The sequence below is a fragment of the Halobaculum magnesiiphilum genome, from assembly GCF_019823105.1.
GTDB lineage: Archaea > Halobacteriota > Halobacteria > Halobacteriales > Haloferacaceae > Halobaculum > Halobaculum magnesiiphilum.
On record NZ_CP081958.1, the window covers coordinates 1,922,268 to 1,937,876 of the forward strand.

Below are 15,609 nucleotides of genomic sequence, written 5' to 3' on the forward strand. Positions count from 1 at the left end.
TCTTGGTTTTTCAGAAGAAACACGCTACAAGCGAAACCGATAGCAGGAACGGCGAATCGGAGAATACCCCGAAACCCAAACTCATCGTTTCACTCTCCGATCCGGTTCCGTTCCCACGTCCGCAGGAGGTCCGCCATCGTCCGGTTCGTCGGGGTGTCGACGCCGCGGTCGCGGCCGCGGTCGACGACGGTGCCGGTGATCGCGTCGACCTCGGTCCGATTCCCCGACTCCACGTCCTGGCGCATCGACGAGCGGTTGGCCGCGGTCTCCGCGACGACGGTGTCGACCGCGTCGACGGCCCTCTCGTCGGGTAGATCGACACCCTCTGCGCGGGCGACGCGTGCGGTCTCGCGGGCGGCGCGGTGGGCGACGTCACGGCCCGGGCCGTCCGCGAGCGCGCCGTTGGGAACGCGCGCGAGCGCCGTCACGGCGTTGATCCCGGCGTTGACGGCGAGCTTCTCCCAGCGCCGGCGCGGCATCGCGGGGTCGGCGGTGCAGTCGAGACCGCACTCGCGGAACGCGGCGGCGACGCGATCGGCTCGGTCGCTCGCGGCGTCCCCCTCGTCGCTGTCGAGCCGGTCGGCGGCGAACTCGCCGACGTGAATACGCCCGACCCCGGTACAGCGCACCTCGCCCGGGCCGACCAGTTCGGCGCCGTAGGTCACGGATCCGGCGAGCACGCGGTCGCCGAGGTGTTCGGCGAGCGTCTCCTCGCACAGCCCGTTCGAGAGCGAACAGACGAGATCCGGGTCGCCGGCGGCGAGGGCTTCGGCGGCGACCTCGGTGTCGTACGCCTTCACGGTCACGAGCGCGAGGTCGCAGGTGAGGTCCTCGGGGGTCGGGTCAGTCGTCGCCCGCGGCCGGGTGTGGGCGTCGAGTTCGCCGACGACGCGCAGGCCCTGCCCCGCGACGCGACGGGCGTGGGGGTCGCGGGCGACGAGCGTGACCTGGTGTTCGCGCGCGAGCAGCCCGCCCACGAGGCTGCCGAGCGCGCCCGCACCGAACACGACGATATCCATGCTCACGGGTCGGCGGGCGGGTGAAAAGAGCGGTTCGGTCGCCCGCGGCGGCTGCCGGGGGTGGGTCCGTCAGTCCTCGATCCAGTAGTAGACGTGCTCGCGCGGGGCCTCGCAGTTCGGGCACGCCTCGGGCATCCCCTCGCCGAGGTCGCCCATCTCCCCGCAGTCCGAGCAGCGCCACATCAACTCCCCCTCGCCGAACTCGTGGCCGGCTCGCTCGTGTTCGACCGACAGCGAGACGATCCCCTCCCGCGTCGTCACGTACACGCCGTGCTCGTCGAAGCCGCGGACGGTCCCTATCTGCCGTCCGTCCTCGGTGAACACGCGCTGGCCGAGCCCGACGGACGGTACCCCGTCGCTCATGGACGGACGTTGCTCGCCTGACAGAATAAACCCGCCGGCGCTCCCACTCCATCGGGAACGGCCCGACGGGAGTTCCTTGCCCGGCCGCCCGATGCGGTGCCGCCGTGCGCGACACGCGTCGTCGCCCGCGCGGTCAGTCCTCGACCCAGTAGTACAGGTCCTCGCGTGGCGCCCCGCAGTCCGGGCACTGCGCCGGGAGATCGCCCTCGATCTGTCCCATCTCGCCGCACTCCCAGCAGCGCCACATCACGTACGACTCCCCGAAGGCGCTGCCGGCCTCCTCCAGTGTCACCCGGCCGGTGTCCTCCGACGAGAGGACGTAGAAGCCGGCGTCGTCGATGCCCCGCACCGTCCCCAGCTCGGTACCGTCGTCGTCGTACACGCTCTGTCCGACCGAGATGTCCGTCACCCTGGGTTCGTCCTCCTGTTGCTCGGTGGCCATATGCGTGTGTACGTCGGCTGATCTGTTAAACGATCTCATGGGTACTGTGACCACGGAACGCGATAGTCGGCCGACTCCGAACGAGCGACGGCTCACTACGGGGGAACCGTACCCTGTCACGATCAGCCGACGATCGCGTGACTGCGCGCCGAATCGGAGAAACAGATCGCGACGCTCACATGAAGTCCGCGATGGATCCCTGTTTGTTCTTGTCGTTTTCGAACACCGATTCCAGCGAGCGTTCGAGGATCTCCAGGCGCTGGATGGTGTACTCGCGGCAGCCGAACTCCTTGGCGACCCGCAGCGCCACGTCCATGTACTTGTTCACGGAGCCGCGGTGGACGGTGAGCGTCATGTCGCCGCCGCACTCGCGGCAGTCGCCGGTGAGCGGCATCCGGCGGTACTTCTCCCCGCAGTCGAGGCACCTGGTCTCCTGGCGGGAGAACGCCCGGAGGTTCCCGATCAGGTCGGGGAGGAAGTGGTACTCGATGACGCGCTCGGCCACGTCGGTCTCGTCGACGGCGCGGAGCTTGCGCGCCAGCTCCAGCTGCGCGTCCATCTTGTCCATCATCGACCCGAGCGTCTTGTACGCCGAGAGGTCGGGCCCGAGCGCGATGTCGCTCGTGTCGTGGGTGTGGTCGAACCCGCGGTACTCGTCGTCGGTGCCGAGGGTGTCCTCGCCCAGCTGGATCAGGTCCTCGACCTCCTCGGGATCGGCCATCTCGAGGCTCGCCTCGTAGAACTCGCGGGGGTACTGCCGGACGATGTCCATGTTGTGCGCCTCGTCGTCGATCTCCGAGGGGTCGATCCGCGAGGACATCACCAGCGGGGCGTCCATCTGCCCGCCGCGCTTGTCCGGGAGGAACGACTTGCTGAAGTTGAGCAGGCCGTCCATGAGGAGCATGACGCAGTCTTCGTCTCCATCACAGTTGCGGCGCTTAGCCGCGTGGAAGTACGGGTGCGCGTACCCAACCGCCGCGCTCGTGAACCCGATCACTCGGCCGACCACGGCGGCGCTGGTGTGGGGCGCCATCCCGAACACCAGCTCGCCGACGAGGTCGTCGCGCTCGTTCACCTCGTAGAACGGGTCCAGGCCGTAGAAGTCCTCCAGCAGCTCGTCGACGAAGTCCGCCGTCTTCATCATGTGCTCGGCGGCGCCGTCCGAGAGGACGACGTCCTGCACCTTCAGCTCGACGAGCTGGTCGTCGTGGATCAGCGGCTCGCCGTCGATGTCCGTCTCGTAGCCCAGCTCCCGGAAGTGGTCGACGGTCACGTCGAGCTCCTCGGGGCGGACCGACGTGACCGGGAGGTCGGTCATGTCGTAGCGGACGGTGCCGTCCTTGAACGACGTGACCCCGTGTTTCGCGCGGAAGACGCCCTTCTCGATGGGCTCGGGCGTCTTGTCCGAGGAGGACAGCCCCTTGACGCCCTTCAGGATCTCGAAGCTCGCCTCGCGCTCGTCGGTCCGCTCCAGCGCCGACCAGTACTCGTCGTTGAGGTCGATCGTGTGCCAGTCGGGACTCTCCACCTCGCGCTCGCAGCGCGGGCACTCGACGCGTCCGGACTCGTCCGGTTCACAGACCGTCCCGCACTCGTCGCACTCGTAGTACGGCTCCGTGTGGGCGGCACACGCCGGACACTGGGGTTTGAACGTGTGCTCCCCGCAGTCGGGACACTCGCGCTCGCCGACGAGCACGTCGTAGACGCCCTTCCCCTTGTCCGTGCGGTTGCGGGCGGCCTCGCCGATGGACCGCTGGCTGCCGCCCAGTTCCGTGATCGGAAAGAGGGTGTGGACCGCCGGCGAGAGGTCGCGGCTCTCGGACTTCTCCGGGCGCCCCATCCGGTTGCCGATCCGGGTCGGCGCGCGCTCGCGCACCTCGAAGTCGACGACCTCGTTGACCGCGCGGACGGCGTTGTCGCCGCCGTCCCACTCCTCGGCCTCCGCAGATAGGTCCGCCCGCTCCCACTCGCGACGCAGGCCGTCGGTGAGCCCGAGCTGCCGGAGCAGCGGGCGGAAGTCGGGGATCCGTAGCGCGTCCTCGGTCTGGGTGTGCTCGACGAGCAGTTTCTCCAGCGCGCGACGGACGGTGTCGGTGTGCTCGACGACGAGCAAATCGCCCGTCACCTCGCCGGCGGCCGCGGCGTCGGCGAGCGCGTCGTACTCGTCGACGGAGATGTCGTGCCAGCAGTACGTGTAGGCGGGGTGCAGCGGCGCGTCGAACTCCTCGACCCACGCGAGCGCCTGCTCGGCGTCCGGGTCGTCCAGATCCGTGGTGAGGTCGTCCTCCAGCGCCTGGAGATCGGCGCCCGCGGCCGCGAGGTCCTGCTCCCACCACTCGCGGACGTACGAGGCGGGCACGAGCGGGTGGTTGTTCTCGACGAACTCGCCGAAGTTGACGAGGTACTCGCCCAGGTCGAGCACCTCCTCGACGCCGTTGCGGACCTCCTTGGCCTCCGCGGGGTCGTCGATGCGTCGCACGTCGCCGTTCGCGAGCCTGACGGTCGGCCCGTCGATGGAGTCGACGGGGATGACGCCGCCGGCCTTCCCGGGCCGCTCGGTCTTGATCTGGGTGCCGGTGGCGAGGAAGTCGTCGACGATGTGCATCGTCGCGGGATGGACGCCCGCGGTCGCGAAGCCGTGGTTGCGCGCCCGGCCGTACCGCAGGCGGAAGCCGCCCGCCTCCGAGGGGTGGCCGAAGACCGGCCGGCCGGCGATGAGGTCGCGCAGGAACTTCTGTGAGGGGTCGGCCCGCGTCGGTCCTGTCGGGGCGTCCGGCTCCTCCTGCTCGGCCGATTCTTCCCCCTCGATCTCCGCGTCCTCGTGTGTCTCGTCCTCGGAGCCGTCGCCGCCGTCCTCGGCGTCCGCCTCCTCGTCGTCCGTGTCGTCGTAGGTGCCGTCGATGAGGTCCTGGAGCCACGGCCAGTCGACCTCGTCGAGCTGGCGGGTGTAGCGCTGGATCTTCGGAGCCTTGAGCGCGATCCCCTCCGCGAGCACGAGACACATCCCCCCGCGTGCGTTGTTGGTGTCGACGCGCTCCAGGTCCCGGAATCCGGAGACCTCCTCGTCGCCGGTGGCCTCCCCGTCGAGCATGATCGGCATGTGCTCTGCGATGAACTTCGTCTCCGTGTCCTTGGGCGTGTACTGGAGGCCCGTCTCCTTGTCGTAGAGGCCGATCTCCTCGGCGTAGCGCTCGATCTCGTCGTCGCGGGCGCGGTACTCCTCGATGCCCAGCAGCGCGCGGGCGTAATCGCCCACCAGCACCGACAGCGCCTGTGCCGTCCCGCCCGCCGAGCGGATCGGCCCGGCGTAGTAGACGTTGATGAACTCGGTGCCGTCGTCGTTCTCTAAGATCTCGACGCGGTCGATCCCCTCGATGGGCGCCGCGACGACCCCCTCGGTGAGCAGGGCGACCGCCGTCCGAACCGCCCCCTCGATCTTGCCCGCCCGCGAGTCGAAGTCGCCGACGGTGCCCTCGACGAAGTCAGTGACCAGCTCCAGGGCCGCCTCCTCGCGGGACATCTCCCCCTCCAGCTCGCGGACGCGCTCGGCGACGCCGGGGATTCCGAGGATGTTCTCCACGCGGTCGGCCATGTCGCGGGCGACGGGGATCTCGATCTCCGTTTCCGGGTCCTTCCCCTGCGCCTTCGCCGCCTCCGCGCGCTCGAACGCCTCGTCGAGCCTGTCCTCGATCCGTGTGAAGTAGCGCTCGTCGTCCGGTCTCATGTCGTCGCCTCCGTCGCTCGCCCGCTCGGCTCCTCGGTCGTCCTCTCGGCCGTCCCGCACCGCAGTCGCGCCGTCGGTGACGACCCCGGAGCCGGCGTCACGGCGCCCTCGAGGGCGCCGCCTCGGCTCGCGTGTCGGGGTCGTCGGTGCACGTCACCTTCCTGTGCGGGGGAGGGTCATAAGCGATTCGCGTCCCCCGCGGCCGCGTCGATCGAACCGCCTTACAGCCAGAGATCCAAGTCGGTAACCTCGTCGTGTTCGCGCTCCAGCGGCTCCTCGAACGCGCGGAGGTACACCTCGCCCGCGAACACGGTGCCGCCGTCGAGATGCCCCGCGAGCGCCTGCCCGCTGCGACGCGAGAGCACCGCGTGAGTGTGGGCGAAGCGCTCGCCCTCCAGCAGCGCGATGTTCCCCACGCAGGCGGCGACCTCCAGCGGCTCGTCGAACGTCACCGACTGGTACTCCGTGTCCTCCTGGTCGTAGAACCACACCTCGGCGTCCTGGACGGCGCCCATGGCGTTGAACCACGCCGCGTCCGCCCCGACCTCGTCGGCGAGGGATTCGATCTCCTCGCGCCAGTCGGCGCCGTTGTCCAAGCTCGCCATGTACTCGCCGGTGATCTCGACCTCGCGGTAGTTCATATCCGACGCGTCGGCCGACCGGGAGTAAAACGTTGCCGCCGCGGTAGGATGGGCGGCCGAGCGCGTCGCCGCCGCGAGCGAACCTTCACATACGAAGCCGGGACCAGCACCGCCGATGCGACGTTGAGAACTGCCGCCGACGGCGAGGCGGGTGCGCGGTCCGACCGTCGGCGCGCGGACGTGGCCCGATCGATCGCGGCGTCGATCGGGGTACACAGGCCGCCTGTCAGCTCCTTCCGAGCCGCGGCTATCGCGTCGCCGCCTCGATCGCGCGGTCGAGGTCGGCGACGATGTCCTCGGGGTTCTCGACGCCGACCGACAGCCGTACCATGTCACCGGTGACGCCCGCGGCCAGCTGCTCCTCCTCGGTGAGCTGCTGGTGGGTCGTCGAGGCCGGGTGGATCACCAGCGTCTTCGCGTCGCCGACGTTCGCCAACAGCGACGCGAGTTCGGTGTTCTCGACGGTGTCGCGGGCGGCGTCGTACCCGCCCGCGAGGCCGAAGGTGATCATCCCGCCGTAGCCGCCGTCGAGGTACTCCGACGCCTCAGCGTGCGTCTCGTGGTCCGGCAGCCCCGGGTACGTCACCCAGTCGACGGCGGGGTGGTCCGCGAGGTGCTCGGCGACGTGCTGGGCGTTCGCGCAGTGGCGCTCCATCCGCATGGGGAGCGACTCCAGCTTCCCCATCGTCGCCCACGCGTCGAACGGGGACTGTGCGCTCCCCAGATCCCGGAGTCCGCGCGCGATCGCGGCGTACGTGAGCGCCGCCTCTCCGAACCGCTCGGCGAAGTTGACGCCGTGATAGGCGGGGTTGTCCGCGCCCAGCTCGGGGAACCGGTCAGCGTGCTCGTCCCACGGGAACGAGCCGCCGTCGACGAGGGCGCCGCCGACGGTGGAGCCCGAGCCGTGGATCCACTTCGTCGTCGACTCCCACACGAGGTCGGCGCCGTGTTCGAGCGGCCGGCACAGGTACGGCGTCGCGAACGTGTTGTCCACGAACAGCGGCGTGTCGTGCTCGTGGGCGATGTCGGCGATCCGCTCGATGTCGGGCGTCACGAGCGCCGGGTTGCCGATCGTCTCCAGGTGGACGAACGCGGTGTCGTCGTCGATCGCCTCCGCGTAGGCGTCGTACTCGAGCGTGTCGACGAAGCGCGTCTCGATCCCGCGGCGCTCCACCGTGTGCGTGAGGTAGGTGTACGTCCCGCCGTACAGCGACGACGACGAGACGATGTTGTCCCCGGCCGACGCCAGCAGGAAGGTGGCGAGGTCGAAGGAGGCCATCCCGGAGCTGGTCGGCACCGCGCCGACGCCGCCCTCCAGCGACGCGAGCCGCTCGCCCAGCCGAGCGACCGTCGGGTTGAGCAGCCGGCTGTAGATGTACCCTTCCTCCTCCAGCGCGAACAGCCGCGCCGCGTGGTCGGCGTCGTCGAACACGTAGGAGGTGGTCTGGTGGATCGGCGGCGCTCGCGCGCCCGTCGCCGGATCGGGCGCTGCACCCTCGTGGACGCTCCGCGTCCAGAATCCGTGATTTGGGTCGTCTCCGGACATCCCGTGTACCATCGGAACCGACCGTGATAACGGCTCACACCGCCCGGAGTTTCGCCGGTGTCGCTGACGCCCCCGAACGTGTTCCCAGAGCGTCCTCACCCGGGGAACAGGCTCGCGTGGACCGGCGCACGGTCGGGGCCGCCGGAGTGGCTCCCCGAGCCGTCGCTCTCGTCGCGCGCGTCTCCCTCGTCACGGACGGCGCGCCCGTCGACGCCGTCGGCGAGGAAGTCGCGCAGCGGCGGTCCCACCGATTCCGGCTCGACGAGGAACGCGTCGTGCCCGTGGTCCGACTCCACGACGTGGTGTGCCGTCGGCACGTCCACGTCGCGGGCGGCATCCGCGAGCGCGCGCGCCTGCTCGACGGTGAAGTGCCAGTCGCCGGTGAACGACAGGGCGAGCATCTCGCCCTCGAACGCCGCCAGCGCCTCGGCGTCGGAGCCGTAGCCGGCGGAGAGGTCGTACTCGTCCATCGCCCGCGTGAGATAGAGGTAGCTGTTGGCGTCGAACCGCGAGGTGAACGAGTCGGCGTTGTAATCGAGGTACGACTCGACCTCGCGGTACGGGAAGAACCGATCCGTCGGGTCGGCGGGCGCGTCGCCGAAGGCGCCCCGGCCGGCGGCGCGGCGGCCGAACTTCCGGCCCATCGACGCCTTCGAGAGGTACATCACGTGGCCGATGCGGCGGGCCTGTGCGAGCCCGTCGTCCGGGTTCGGCCGGTCGGCGCCGTAATAGTCGCCGCCGTTCCAGTTCGGGTCCGTGGTGATGGCGCGGCGCGCGATGGCGTCCAGCGAGAGGCACTGGGTGTCCAGTCGGGCGGCCGTCGCGACGGCGGCGACGCGGCGCACGTCGTCGGGGAAGCGCTTCGCCCAGTCGAGGGCGTTCATCCCGCCGACGCTGCCGCCGACGACGGCGTGCAGGCGGCCGACGCCGAGGCGGTCGAGGAGCCGGCGCTGCGCGCGCGTCCAGTCGCCGACGGTGACGGGCGGGAAGTCGGTCCCCCAGGGCTCGCCGTCCGGCCCCCCCGCGGGCGGGCCCGAGGAGCCGTAACAGGAGCCGGGGACGTTCACGCAGACGACGTAGTACTCGGTCGTGTCGATGGCCTTGCCCGGCCCGACCACGTCGTCCCACCACGCGCGGGCCTGGCCGGCCGTCTGGACGCCGGTTCCCGTGTCCGCGTCGCCGGCGTCGCTCCCGTCGACCGCGTCGGCGTCGTGGTCCTCGCTGCGGGGCGCGTTCGAGACGTGTTGGCTCCCGGTGAGCGCGTGACACACCAGGACAGCGTTGTCCCCGTCGAACCCGCCGTACGTCTCGTACGCGAGCCGGAGGTCGTCGACGGACTCGCCGCACTCGAACCGGAACTCGCCGACGGACTCGACGGCCGTCATCGCGTCGCCTCCGCGATAGCCCGATCTAGGTCCGCGACGATGTCGTCGGGGTCCTCGATGCCGACGGAGAGCCGCAGGAGGTCCGGGCTCACACCCGCGGCCCGCTGTTCCTCCTCGGAGAGCTGCGCGTGGGTCGTGCTCGCCGGGTGGATGATCAGCGAACGCGCGTCGCCGATGTTCGCGAGGAACGAGACCAACTCCACCTCCTCGCAGACGCGCTTGCCGGCGGTGAAGCCGTCCTCCAGCCCGAACACGACCATTCCGCCGAAACCGTCGAGGTACTCGGCGGCGGCGGCGTGCGTCGGGTGACCCTCGAATCCGGGGTAGGTGACCCACGCCACCTCGGGGTGGTCGCGGAGGTGTTCGGCGACGATCCGGGCGTTCTCGCAGTGCTTCTCCATCCGGATCGGCAGGGTGGCGAGCCCCTGGAGCGTCTGCCACGCGTCGAAGGGCGACTGGGGGTTTCCGAGCGTGCGCACCCCGCGGTGGCGCGCCACCTGCGCGAACGCGCGCTCGCCGAACCGCTCGGCGAAGTCGACGTCGAAGGCGGGGTTCTCGCCGGACAGCTCGGGGTAGTCGGCGTCCGGGTGGTCCCACGGGAAGGTGCCGCCGTCGACGAGTACGCCCCCGACGGTGGTGCCCGACCCGTGGATCCACTTGGTCGTGGAGTTCCAGACGATGTCGGCGCCGTGGTCGATGGGGTTGCACAGCGCCGGCGTCCCGAACGTGTTGTCGACCACGAGCGGGACCGCGTGTTCGTGGGCGATGTCGGCGACGCGCTCGAAATCGGGCGTGACGAGCGACGGGTTCGCGAGCGTCTCGACGTGGACGAACGCGGTGTCCTCGTCGACGGCGTCCTCGTAGGCCGCGTAATCGGTGGTTTCGACCGTCCGGAGGTCGACGCCGCGGCGGGAAGCCATGTGCGCGAGGTAGGTGCTCGTGCCGCCGTACATGTCGGCGCTGGCGACGACGTTGTCGCCGGCACGCGCGAGGAGGCTCGTCGCGGTGTCGATGGCGGCCATCCCGGAGGCGGTGGCGACGGCGTCGACGCCGCCCTCCAGGTCGGCGAGGCGCTTCTCCAGCACCCGCGTCGTGGGGTTGGAGATGCGGGTGTACACGTCGCCCTCGCGGTCGAGGGCGTACAGATCGGCGGCGGTGTCGGCGTCAGGGAACGCGTAGGAGGTCGTCTGATAGATGGGCGGCGCTCGCGCGCCGGTCGCCGGGTCGCCCGTCCAGCCGGTGTGGAGCGCGCGCGTCCGCGCGGCCCACTCCCCCGTCGGCGCGTCGGCGTCGTCGGTCATGTACTACGGGCATATTCGCACAAACGGATATGCACGCGAGTTACGGCAACGTCTGCCGACTGACGGACGGACTCCCAAAGTCTAAAGCGGAGACCGGCGGAAGCGGGCGGTATATGGCCGCCATCGAGTTGGAGGGCGTCACGAAGCGGTACGGCGACGTAACGGCCGTCCGCGACCTCGACCTCACGGTCGAGGAGGGCGAAGTGTTCGGCTTCCTCGGCCCCAACGGGGCGGGCAAGTCGACGACGATCAACATGCTGCTGGACTTCGTGCGCCCCACGAGCGGCACCGTGCGGGTGCTCTCGCGGGACGCACAGGCGGAGTCGGTGGAGGTGCGCCGGAACACCGGCGTCCTGCCCGAGGGGTACGACGTGTACGAGCGCCTCACCGGCCGCCAGCACATCGAGTTCGCGATGCGCTCGAAGGAGCTCGACGGCGACGTGGACGCGGTGTTGGAGCGCGTGGGTATCGCCGACGCCGCCGACCGCCGCGCGGGCGGCTACTCCAAGGGGATGCGCCAGCGGCTCGTCCTCGGGATGGCACTCGTCGGCGAGCCCGACATCCTCATTCTCGACGAGCCGTCCTCCGGGCTGGACCCCGCGGGCGCCAAGGAGATGCGCGAGATCGTGCGCGACGAGGCCGAGCGCGGCGCGACGGTGTTCTTCTCCAGCCACGTGCTCGGGCAGGTCGAGGCGGTGTGTGACCGCGTCGGCATCATGCGCGAGGGCGAACTCGTCGCCGAGGACTCCATCGAGGGCCTCAGGGAGGCCGTCGGCGGCGAGGAACAGCTGGTCGTCACCGTCGACGCCGCAAGCGAGGAGGACGTCGAGGCGGTGCGGGCGCTGGCGGGGGTCTCCTCGGCCGCGACCGACGGCGGAACCGTCACGGTGTCGTGTTCCAGCGACGCGAAGACGGAGGTCATCGGGGCCCTGGAGGACGCCGGCGTCACGGTGAAGGACTTCACCACCGAGGAGGCGAGCCTGGAGGACCTCTTCCTCACCTACGCCGAGGGTGACGGCGCTGGGGCGGGGAACGGCGGCGACGCGACGGCGACGAACACGGAGGTGGCCGAATGAGCTTGGAGGCGGTCGCGCGCAAGGACTTCCAGGACGCCGTGCGCTCGCGGTGGCTGCTGGGGCTGACGGCGTTCTTCGTCCTGCTGGTCTCGGTGGTCGTCTACCTCGTCCGCCCGGGCGAGGGACAGACGCTCTCGACGAGCGCGCTGCTCGGCTCGGTGTTCATCCGGGACGCGCTCGTCACGACGCTCATCCCGCTCATCGCGCTGGTCGTCTCGTACAACGCGGTCGTCGGCGAGCGCGAGACGGGGTCGCTGAAGCTGCTGCTCGCGCTGCCGCACTCGCGGTCGGACGTGGTGTTCGGCAAGGTGGCCGGCCGCGCGGGCGCCATCGCGGTGCCCGTGTCGGTCGGGTTCCTGCTGCCCGCGCTGGTGGCGGCGATCGGGCCGCTGTCGCTGCGGCCGTTCACGTTCCTCGGGTACATCCTGCTGACGCTGCTGCTGTCGGCGGCGTTCGTCGCCATCGCGGTCGGGTTCTCGTCGGCGGTGTCGTCGAACCGCCTCGCGATCGGCGGCGCGGTCGGGCTGTACTTCCTGTTCGTCCCGCTGTGGGGCGCGATCCAGTTCCCGCTGCGGCTGTACCTGGGGATGGGTGGCGGCCCGAGCTGGCTCCCGATCTCGGGGTCGTCGCTGCTGGAGCTGCTCCGGTTGGTCAACCCCACCGGCTCGTTCAAGATCGTCTCCGGCGAGTTCGTGACCGGAACCCTGTTCGCCGCCGGGCAGGCGGGGTCGCAGGCGGCCGGACAGTACGCGACTTCAACCGAACTACTCGCATTTGGAATGCTCATGCTTTGGTTGCTCGTTCCGCCCCTACTCGGATTGCTTCGGTTCGAAGGCGCCGATCTGTAGCCGAGCTCGATCGATCTGGATTCGTTCTCGCTGTTTTCGTGAGTCCGGCCATTTTCGTCGTTCTCCCGGTCGACGAGGTGACCGCACTGTCGACCACGAAAGCCCCCGGCGCTCTCGACTCGCGCGGCTCGTTGCGCTCCTCGCTCCGGTCGCTATCGCTCCCTCCGCTGCGGTGCTTCCGTCGCCGTGCTTCGTCGGGAGCGCCGGCCCCTTTCAGTCCCACCCGACAGCACCGCACAGCGACCACGACCTCCCCAGCCGACTGCGCTCCTCGGCGTCGCTCCCGTCGGTCGCTCCGCCTTCAGTGCTCATCCCTCGCGCGCGTCCGGCGGGCACAGAGGCCCGCCGGCACGCGCCACCGCAGGTGATCAGCCCTCGTCCTCGGGGGGCCATTCGATCCCGTGCTCTGCGAGCAGATCGGCGAACCCCTCCTCGTCCAGTTCGGGCACGTCGTTCGCCTCGGCGTCCTCGCGCTTGCTCGTCCCCGGCGAGTCGCCGACGACGAGGTAGTCGGTGTTGCCCGAGACCGACGAGGTCGCGTTCGCGCCGTGGGCCGCCACGAGGTCCTGCGCGACGCTGCGCGCGGTCGACAGCGACCCGGTGAACACGAACGTCAGCCCGTCGAGCGCGTCACCCGTCTCGGTGTCGTCGCGCTGCGGGTCGACGTAGTTCAGGAGGTCGTCGATGACGCGCGCGTTCTGCTCGGCCTCGAAGAAGTCCCGGACGGTGTGCGCGACCGTCTCGCCGATGTCGTCCACCTCCGTCAACTCCGCCTCGCTCGCGGCTCGGACCGCCTCGAAGGTGCCGAAGTGGCGGGCGAGGTTGCGGGCCGTCGCGGCGCCGACCTCGTGGATCCCGAGCGCGGCGAGGAAGTCCGCCAGCTCCGGCTCGGTGCTCGCCTCGACCTCCGCGATGAGGTTGTCCGCGCTCGTCTCGCCCCACCCCTCCAACTCGGCGAGTTCCTCACGGCGGTCGGGCAGGCGGTACAGATCGGGGAGCGTCTCCACGAGGCCGGTCTCGCGAAGCTGCTCGACGGACTCCTCGCCGAGCCCCTCGATGTCGAGCCCGCCCCGGCTGGCGTAGTGGACGACCGCGCGCTCGGCCTGCGCGGGACACGCCAGCCCGTTCGGACAGAACGCCAGGGGACCGTCGCGCTCGACCTCGCTGCCGCAGACGGGACACTCCTCGGGGAACTCGTAGGGGCGGTCGCTGTGGGACTCCACGACCTCCGCGACCTGCGGGATCACGTCGCCGGCGCGCTTCACGCGCACCTCGTCGCCGACGCCGACGCCGAGCGATTCGATCTCGTCGGGGTTGTGCAGCGTCGCCCGCGACACCGTCACCCCGCCTACGTCGACCGGGTCCAGCAGGGCGACGGGCGTCAGGCGGCCGGTCCGACCCACCTGCACGACGACGTCCTCCACCGTCGTCACCTCGTGGCGCGCGGGGAACTTGTAGGCGAACGCCCAGCGATACGAGCGCGACTTGGTCCCCAACTCCTCGCGGGCCGCGCGGTCGTTCACCTTGATCACGACGCCGTCGATCTCGTAGTTCAGGTCCTCGCGCTCCTCGGCGAGGCGGTCGCGGTAGTCGATGGCCGCCTCGATGTCCGCGGCGACCTCGGCCCGATCGTTCACGTGCAGGCCGAACGAGCGCAGGGCGTCGAGCTCCGCGAGGTGGTCGTCCGGTCGTTCGGGAGCGTCTGAGCCGGCGGCCGTCTCCCACCCGAGTACGTCGTAGAAGAAGCAGTCGAGCGGGCGTTCGGCGACCGCGTCGATGTCGAGCTGCCGGAGGGTACCGGCGGCGGCGTTCCGGGGGTTCGCGAACGGCTCCTTCCCCGCCTCGATGCGCTCGCGGTTGTGCGCCTGGAAGGCGTCGCGGGGGATGAACACCTCCCCGCGCACGGCCAGCGTCTCGGGGGGGTCGCCCGCCAGCCGCTCGGGCACCGAGCGGATCGTCCGCACCTGTTCGGTCACGTCGTCGCCGACGCGGCCGTCCCCCCGCGTCGCGGCCTGCACGTAGCGGCCGTCCTCGTACACCACCTCCACCGAGAGGCCGTCGAACTTCGGCTCACACGAGTAGGACACGTCCGCGTCCTCGCCCAGTTCCCGGCGGACGCGCTCGTCGAACTCGCGCACGTCCGCGGCGTCGCCCGACTGGTCGATCGACAGCATCGGCGCGGCGTGCTCGACCTCGCCGAGCTCGTCGAGGGTGCCGCCGGCGACGCGGCGCGTGGGGGAGACCGCGGCGTCGAGATCGAAGGCGTCCTCCAGCTCCTCCAGGCGCGCGAACAGGGCGTCGTACGTCCGGTCGGCGATCAGCGGGTCGTTCCGGGCGTAGTAGCGGTGGTCGTGCTCGCGGATCGCCGCGCGCAGCAGGTCGGCCTGCTCGGCTGCCGCGTCGGCGTCGAGGTCCTCGACGGGCGCGAAGTCCGCGTCCGGCTCCGTGAGGTACGGGTTGTCCGGGTCGGCATAGCGGAGGTCGTCGGCGTCGACCTCGGCTGGCTGGCTCATTGGCGGCGGTTGGAACGCGGCTCGCGTCAATCCATCGGAGGGCGACGCGTCTCCGCGACGGGGTCGGTTCCCGGCCGAGTCTACGCGTCCCCGTCGCCGACGAGGAACCCCTCGTCCTCGAACAGGTCGGCCAACTCGAACATCGACTCGACGACCACGTCGCAGGACGGCTCGACGGCGGGCTTCGGCTCGTAGCCGACCGCCAGCCCCGCGACCTCCAGCATCGGGAGGTCGTTGGCGCCGTCGCCGACGGCGACCGTTCGGGTCATCGGTACGCCCTGCTCGCCGGCGACGCGCTCCAGTTGCTCGTCCTTCGTCCCCTCGATGAGCGGCCCCTCGACCTCGCCGGTGAGGCGCCCGCCCTCGATCGGCAGGCGGTTGGCGACGATCTCGTCGACCTCGGCGCCGGCTCTCTCCAGCGCGGCTGCGACGCCGCGCTCGAAGCCGCCGGTGAAGATGGCGACGTAGTGGCCGCGCTCGCGCAGGCGCCGGATCACGTCCCCGGCGCCCTCACGGAGTTCGACCCGGTCCCACGCCCGCTGGGCCTCCTCCTCCTCCAGATGCTCCAGCAGCGCCGCGCGCTTGCGCAGGCTCTCGGCGTAGCTGAGTTCGTCGTTCATCGCCCGCGCGGTGATGTCGGCCATCTCGTCGGCGACGCCGCATCGTTCGCCCAGCAGCACGGTCATCTCCGAGTCCGAGAGCGTCCCGTCGAAGTCGAACGCAACGAGTCGAGTCATGCGCGGCCGTTCGC

Annotated in this window: 12 protein-coding genes; 2 read left to right on the forward strand and 10 right to left on the reverse strand. The window is 70.6% G+C overall.

Annotated features, from left to right (window positions below; genetic code table 11):
• Positions 1 to 89: 89 nt before the first annotated feature.
• The 8 genes from K6T50_RS09730 to K6T50_RS09765 form a co-directional block, all read right to left on the reverse strand.
• The gene (locus K6T50_RS09730; RefSeq protein ID WP_222606414.1) at positions 90 to 1,019 is read right to left on the reverse strand and encodes a ketopantoate reductase family protein; all 930 of its coding nucleotides are present in this window, start codon (positions 1,017 to 1,019) and stop codon (positions 90 to 92) included.
• Positions 1,020 to 1,088: 69 nt separating this feature from the next.
• The gene (locus K6T50_RS09735) at positions 1,089 to 1,382 is read right to left on the reverse strand and encodes a DUF7130 family rubredoxin-like protein (RefSeq protein WP_222606415.1); all 294 of its coding nucleotides are present in this window, start codon (positions 1,380 to 1,382) and stop codon (positions 1,089 to 1,091) included.
• A 133-nt stretch (positions 1,383 to 1,515) separates the two neighbouring features.
• Positions 1,516 to 1,824 carry a DUF7130 family rubredoxin-like protein gene (locus K6T50_RS09740; protein WP_222606416.1) on the reverse strand — a complete coding sequence of 103 codons (309 nt, stop codon included), beginning with the start codon at positions 1,822 to 1,824 and terminating at the stop codon, positions 1,516 to 1,518.
• A gap of 175 nt (positions 1,825 to 1,999) precedes the next feature.
• Positions 2,000 to 5,548, reverse strand: a complete 3,549-nt coding sequence (locus tag K6T50_RS09745; RefSeq protein ID WP_222606417.1) for a DNA polymerase II large subunit — start codon at positions 5,546 to 5,548, stop codon at positions 2,000 to 2,002.
• 221 nt (positions 5,549 to 5,769) lie between these two features.
• Positions 5,770 to 6,189: a PPC domain-containing DNA-binding protein gene (locus tag K6T50_RS09750; RefSeq protein WP_222606418.1), complete on the reverse strand. Its 420-nt coding sequence runs from the start codon at positions 6,187 to 6,189 to the stop codon at positions 5,770 to 5,772.
• 247 nt (positions 6,190 to 6,436) lie between these two features.
• Positions 6,437 to 7,735 (reverse strand): O-acetylhomoserine aminocarboxypropyltransferase/cysteine synthase family protein, encoded by a 1,299-nt coding sequence (locus tag K6T50_RS09755; protein ID WP_222606419.1) that lies wholly within the window; start codon positions 7,733 to 7,735, stop codon positions 6,437 to 6,439.
• Positions 7,736 to 7,830: 95 nt separating this feature from the next.
• Positions 7,831 to 9,120: a homoserine O-acetyltransferase MetX gene (metX, locus tag K6T50_RS09760; protein ID WP_222606420.1), complete on the reverse strand. Its 1,290-nt coding sequence runs from the start codon at positions 9,118 to 9,120 to the stop codon at positions 7,831 to 7,833.
• A complete protein-coding gene (locus K6T50_RS09765; protein WP_222606421.1) occupies positions 9,117 to 10,421 on the reverse strand; it encodes an O-acetylhomoserine aminocarboxypropyltransferase/cysteine synthase family protein in 1,305 nt (434 codons plus the stop codon). Before K6T50_RS09765 ends, metX begins: the two co-directional genes overlap by 4 nt.
• A 113-nt stretch (positions 10,422 to 10,534) precedes the next feature.
• Here K6T50_RS09765 and K6T50_RS09770 point away from each other — a divergent pair, with 113 nt between their 5' ends.
• Both K6T50_RS09770 and K6T50_RS09775 read left to right on the forward strand, forming a co-directional pair.
• Positions 10,535 to 11,497, forward strand: a complete 963-nt coding sequence (locus tag K6T50_RS09770; RefSeq protein ID WP_222606422.1) for an ABC transporter ATP-binding protein — start codon at positions 10,535 to 10,537, stop codon at positions 11,495 to 11,497.
• On the forward strand, positions 11,494 to 12,345 hold the full coding sequence (locus K6T50_RS09775; protein WP_222606423.1) for an ABC transporter permease: 852 nt from the start codon (positions 11,494 to 11,496) through the stop codon (positions 12,343 to 12,345). Before K6T50_RS09770 ends, K6T50_RS09775 begins: the two co-directional genes overlap by 4 nt.
• A gap of 368 nt (positions 12,346 to 12,713) precedes the next feature.
• Here the strand turns inward: K6T50_RS09775 and ligA are convergent, their stop codons facing one another.
• Together ligA and serB are read right to left on the reverse strand one after the other, a co-directional pair.
• Positions 12,714 to 14,858, reverse strand: coding sequence for an NAD-dependent DNA ligase LigA (gene ligA / locus K6T50_RS09780; RefSeq protein WP_222606424.1), 2,145 nt, complete (start codon positions 14,856 to 14,858; stop codon positions 12,714 to 12,716).
• Between the two features lie 80 nt (positions 14,859 to 14,938).
• On the reverse strand, positions 14,939 to 15,595 hold the full coding sequence (serB, locus tag K6T50_RS09785; RefSeq protein WP_222606425.1) for a phosphoserine phosphatase SerB: 657 nt from the start codon (positions 15,593 to 15,595) through the stop codon (positions 14,939 to 14,941).
• Positions 15,596 to 15,609 lie beyond the last annotated feature (14 nt).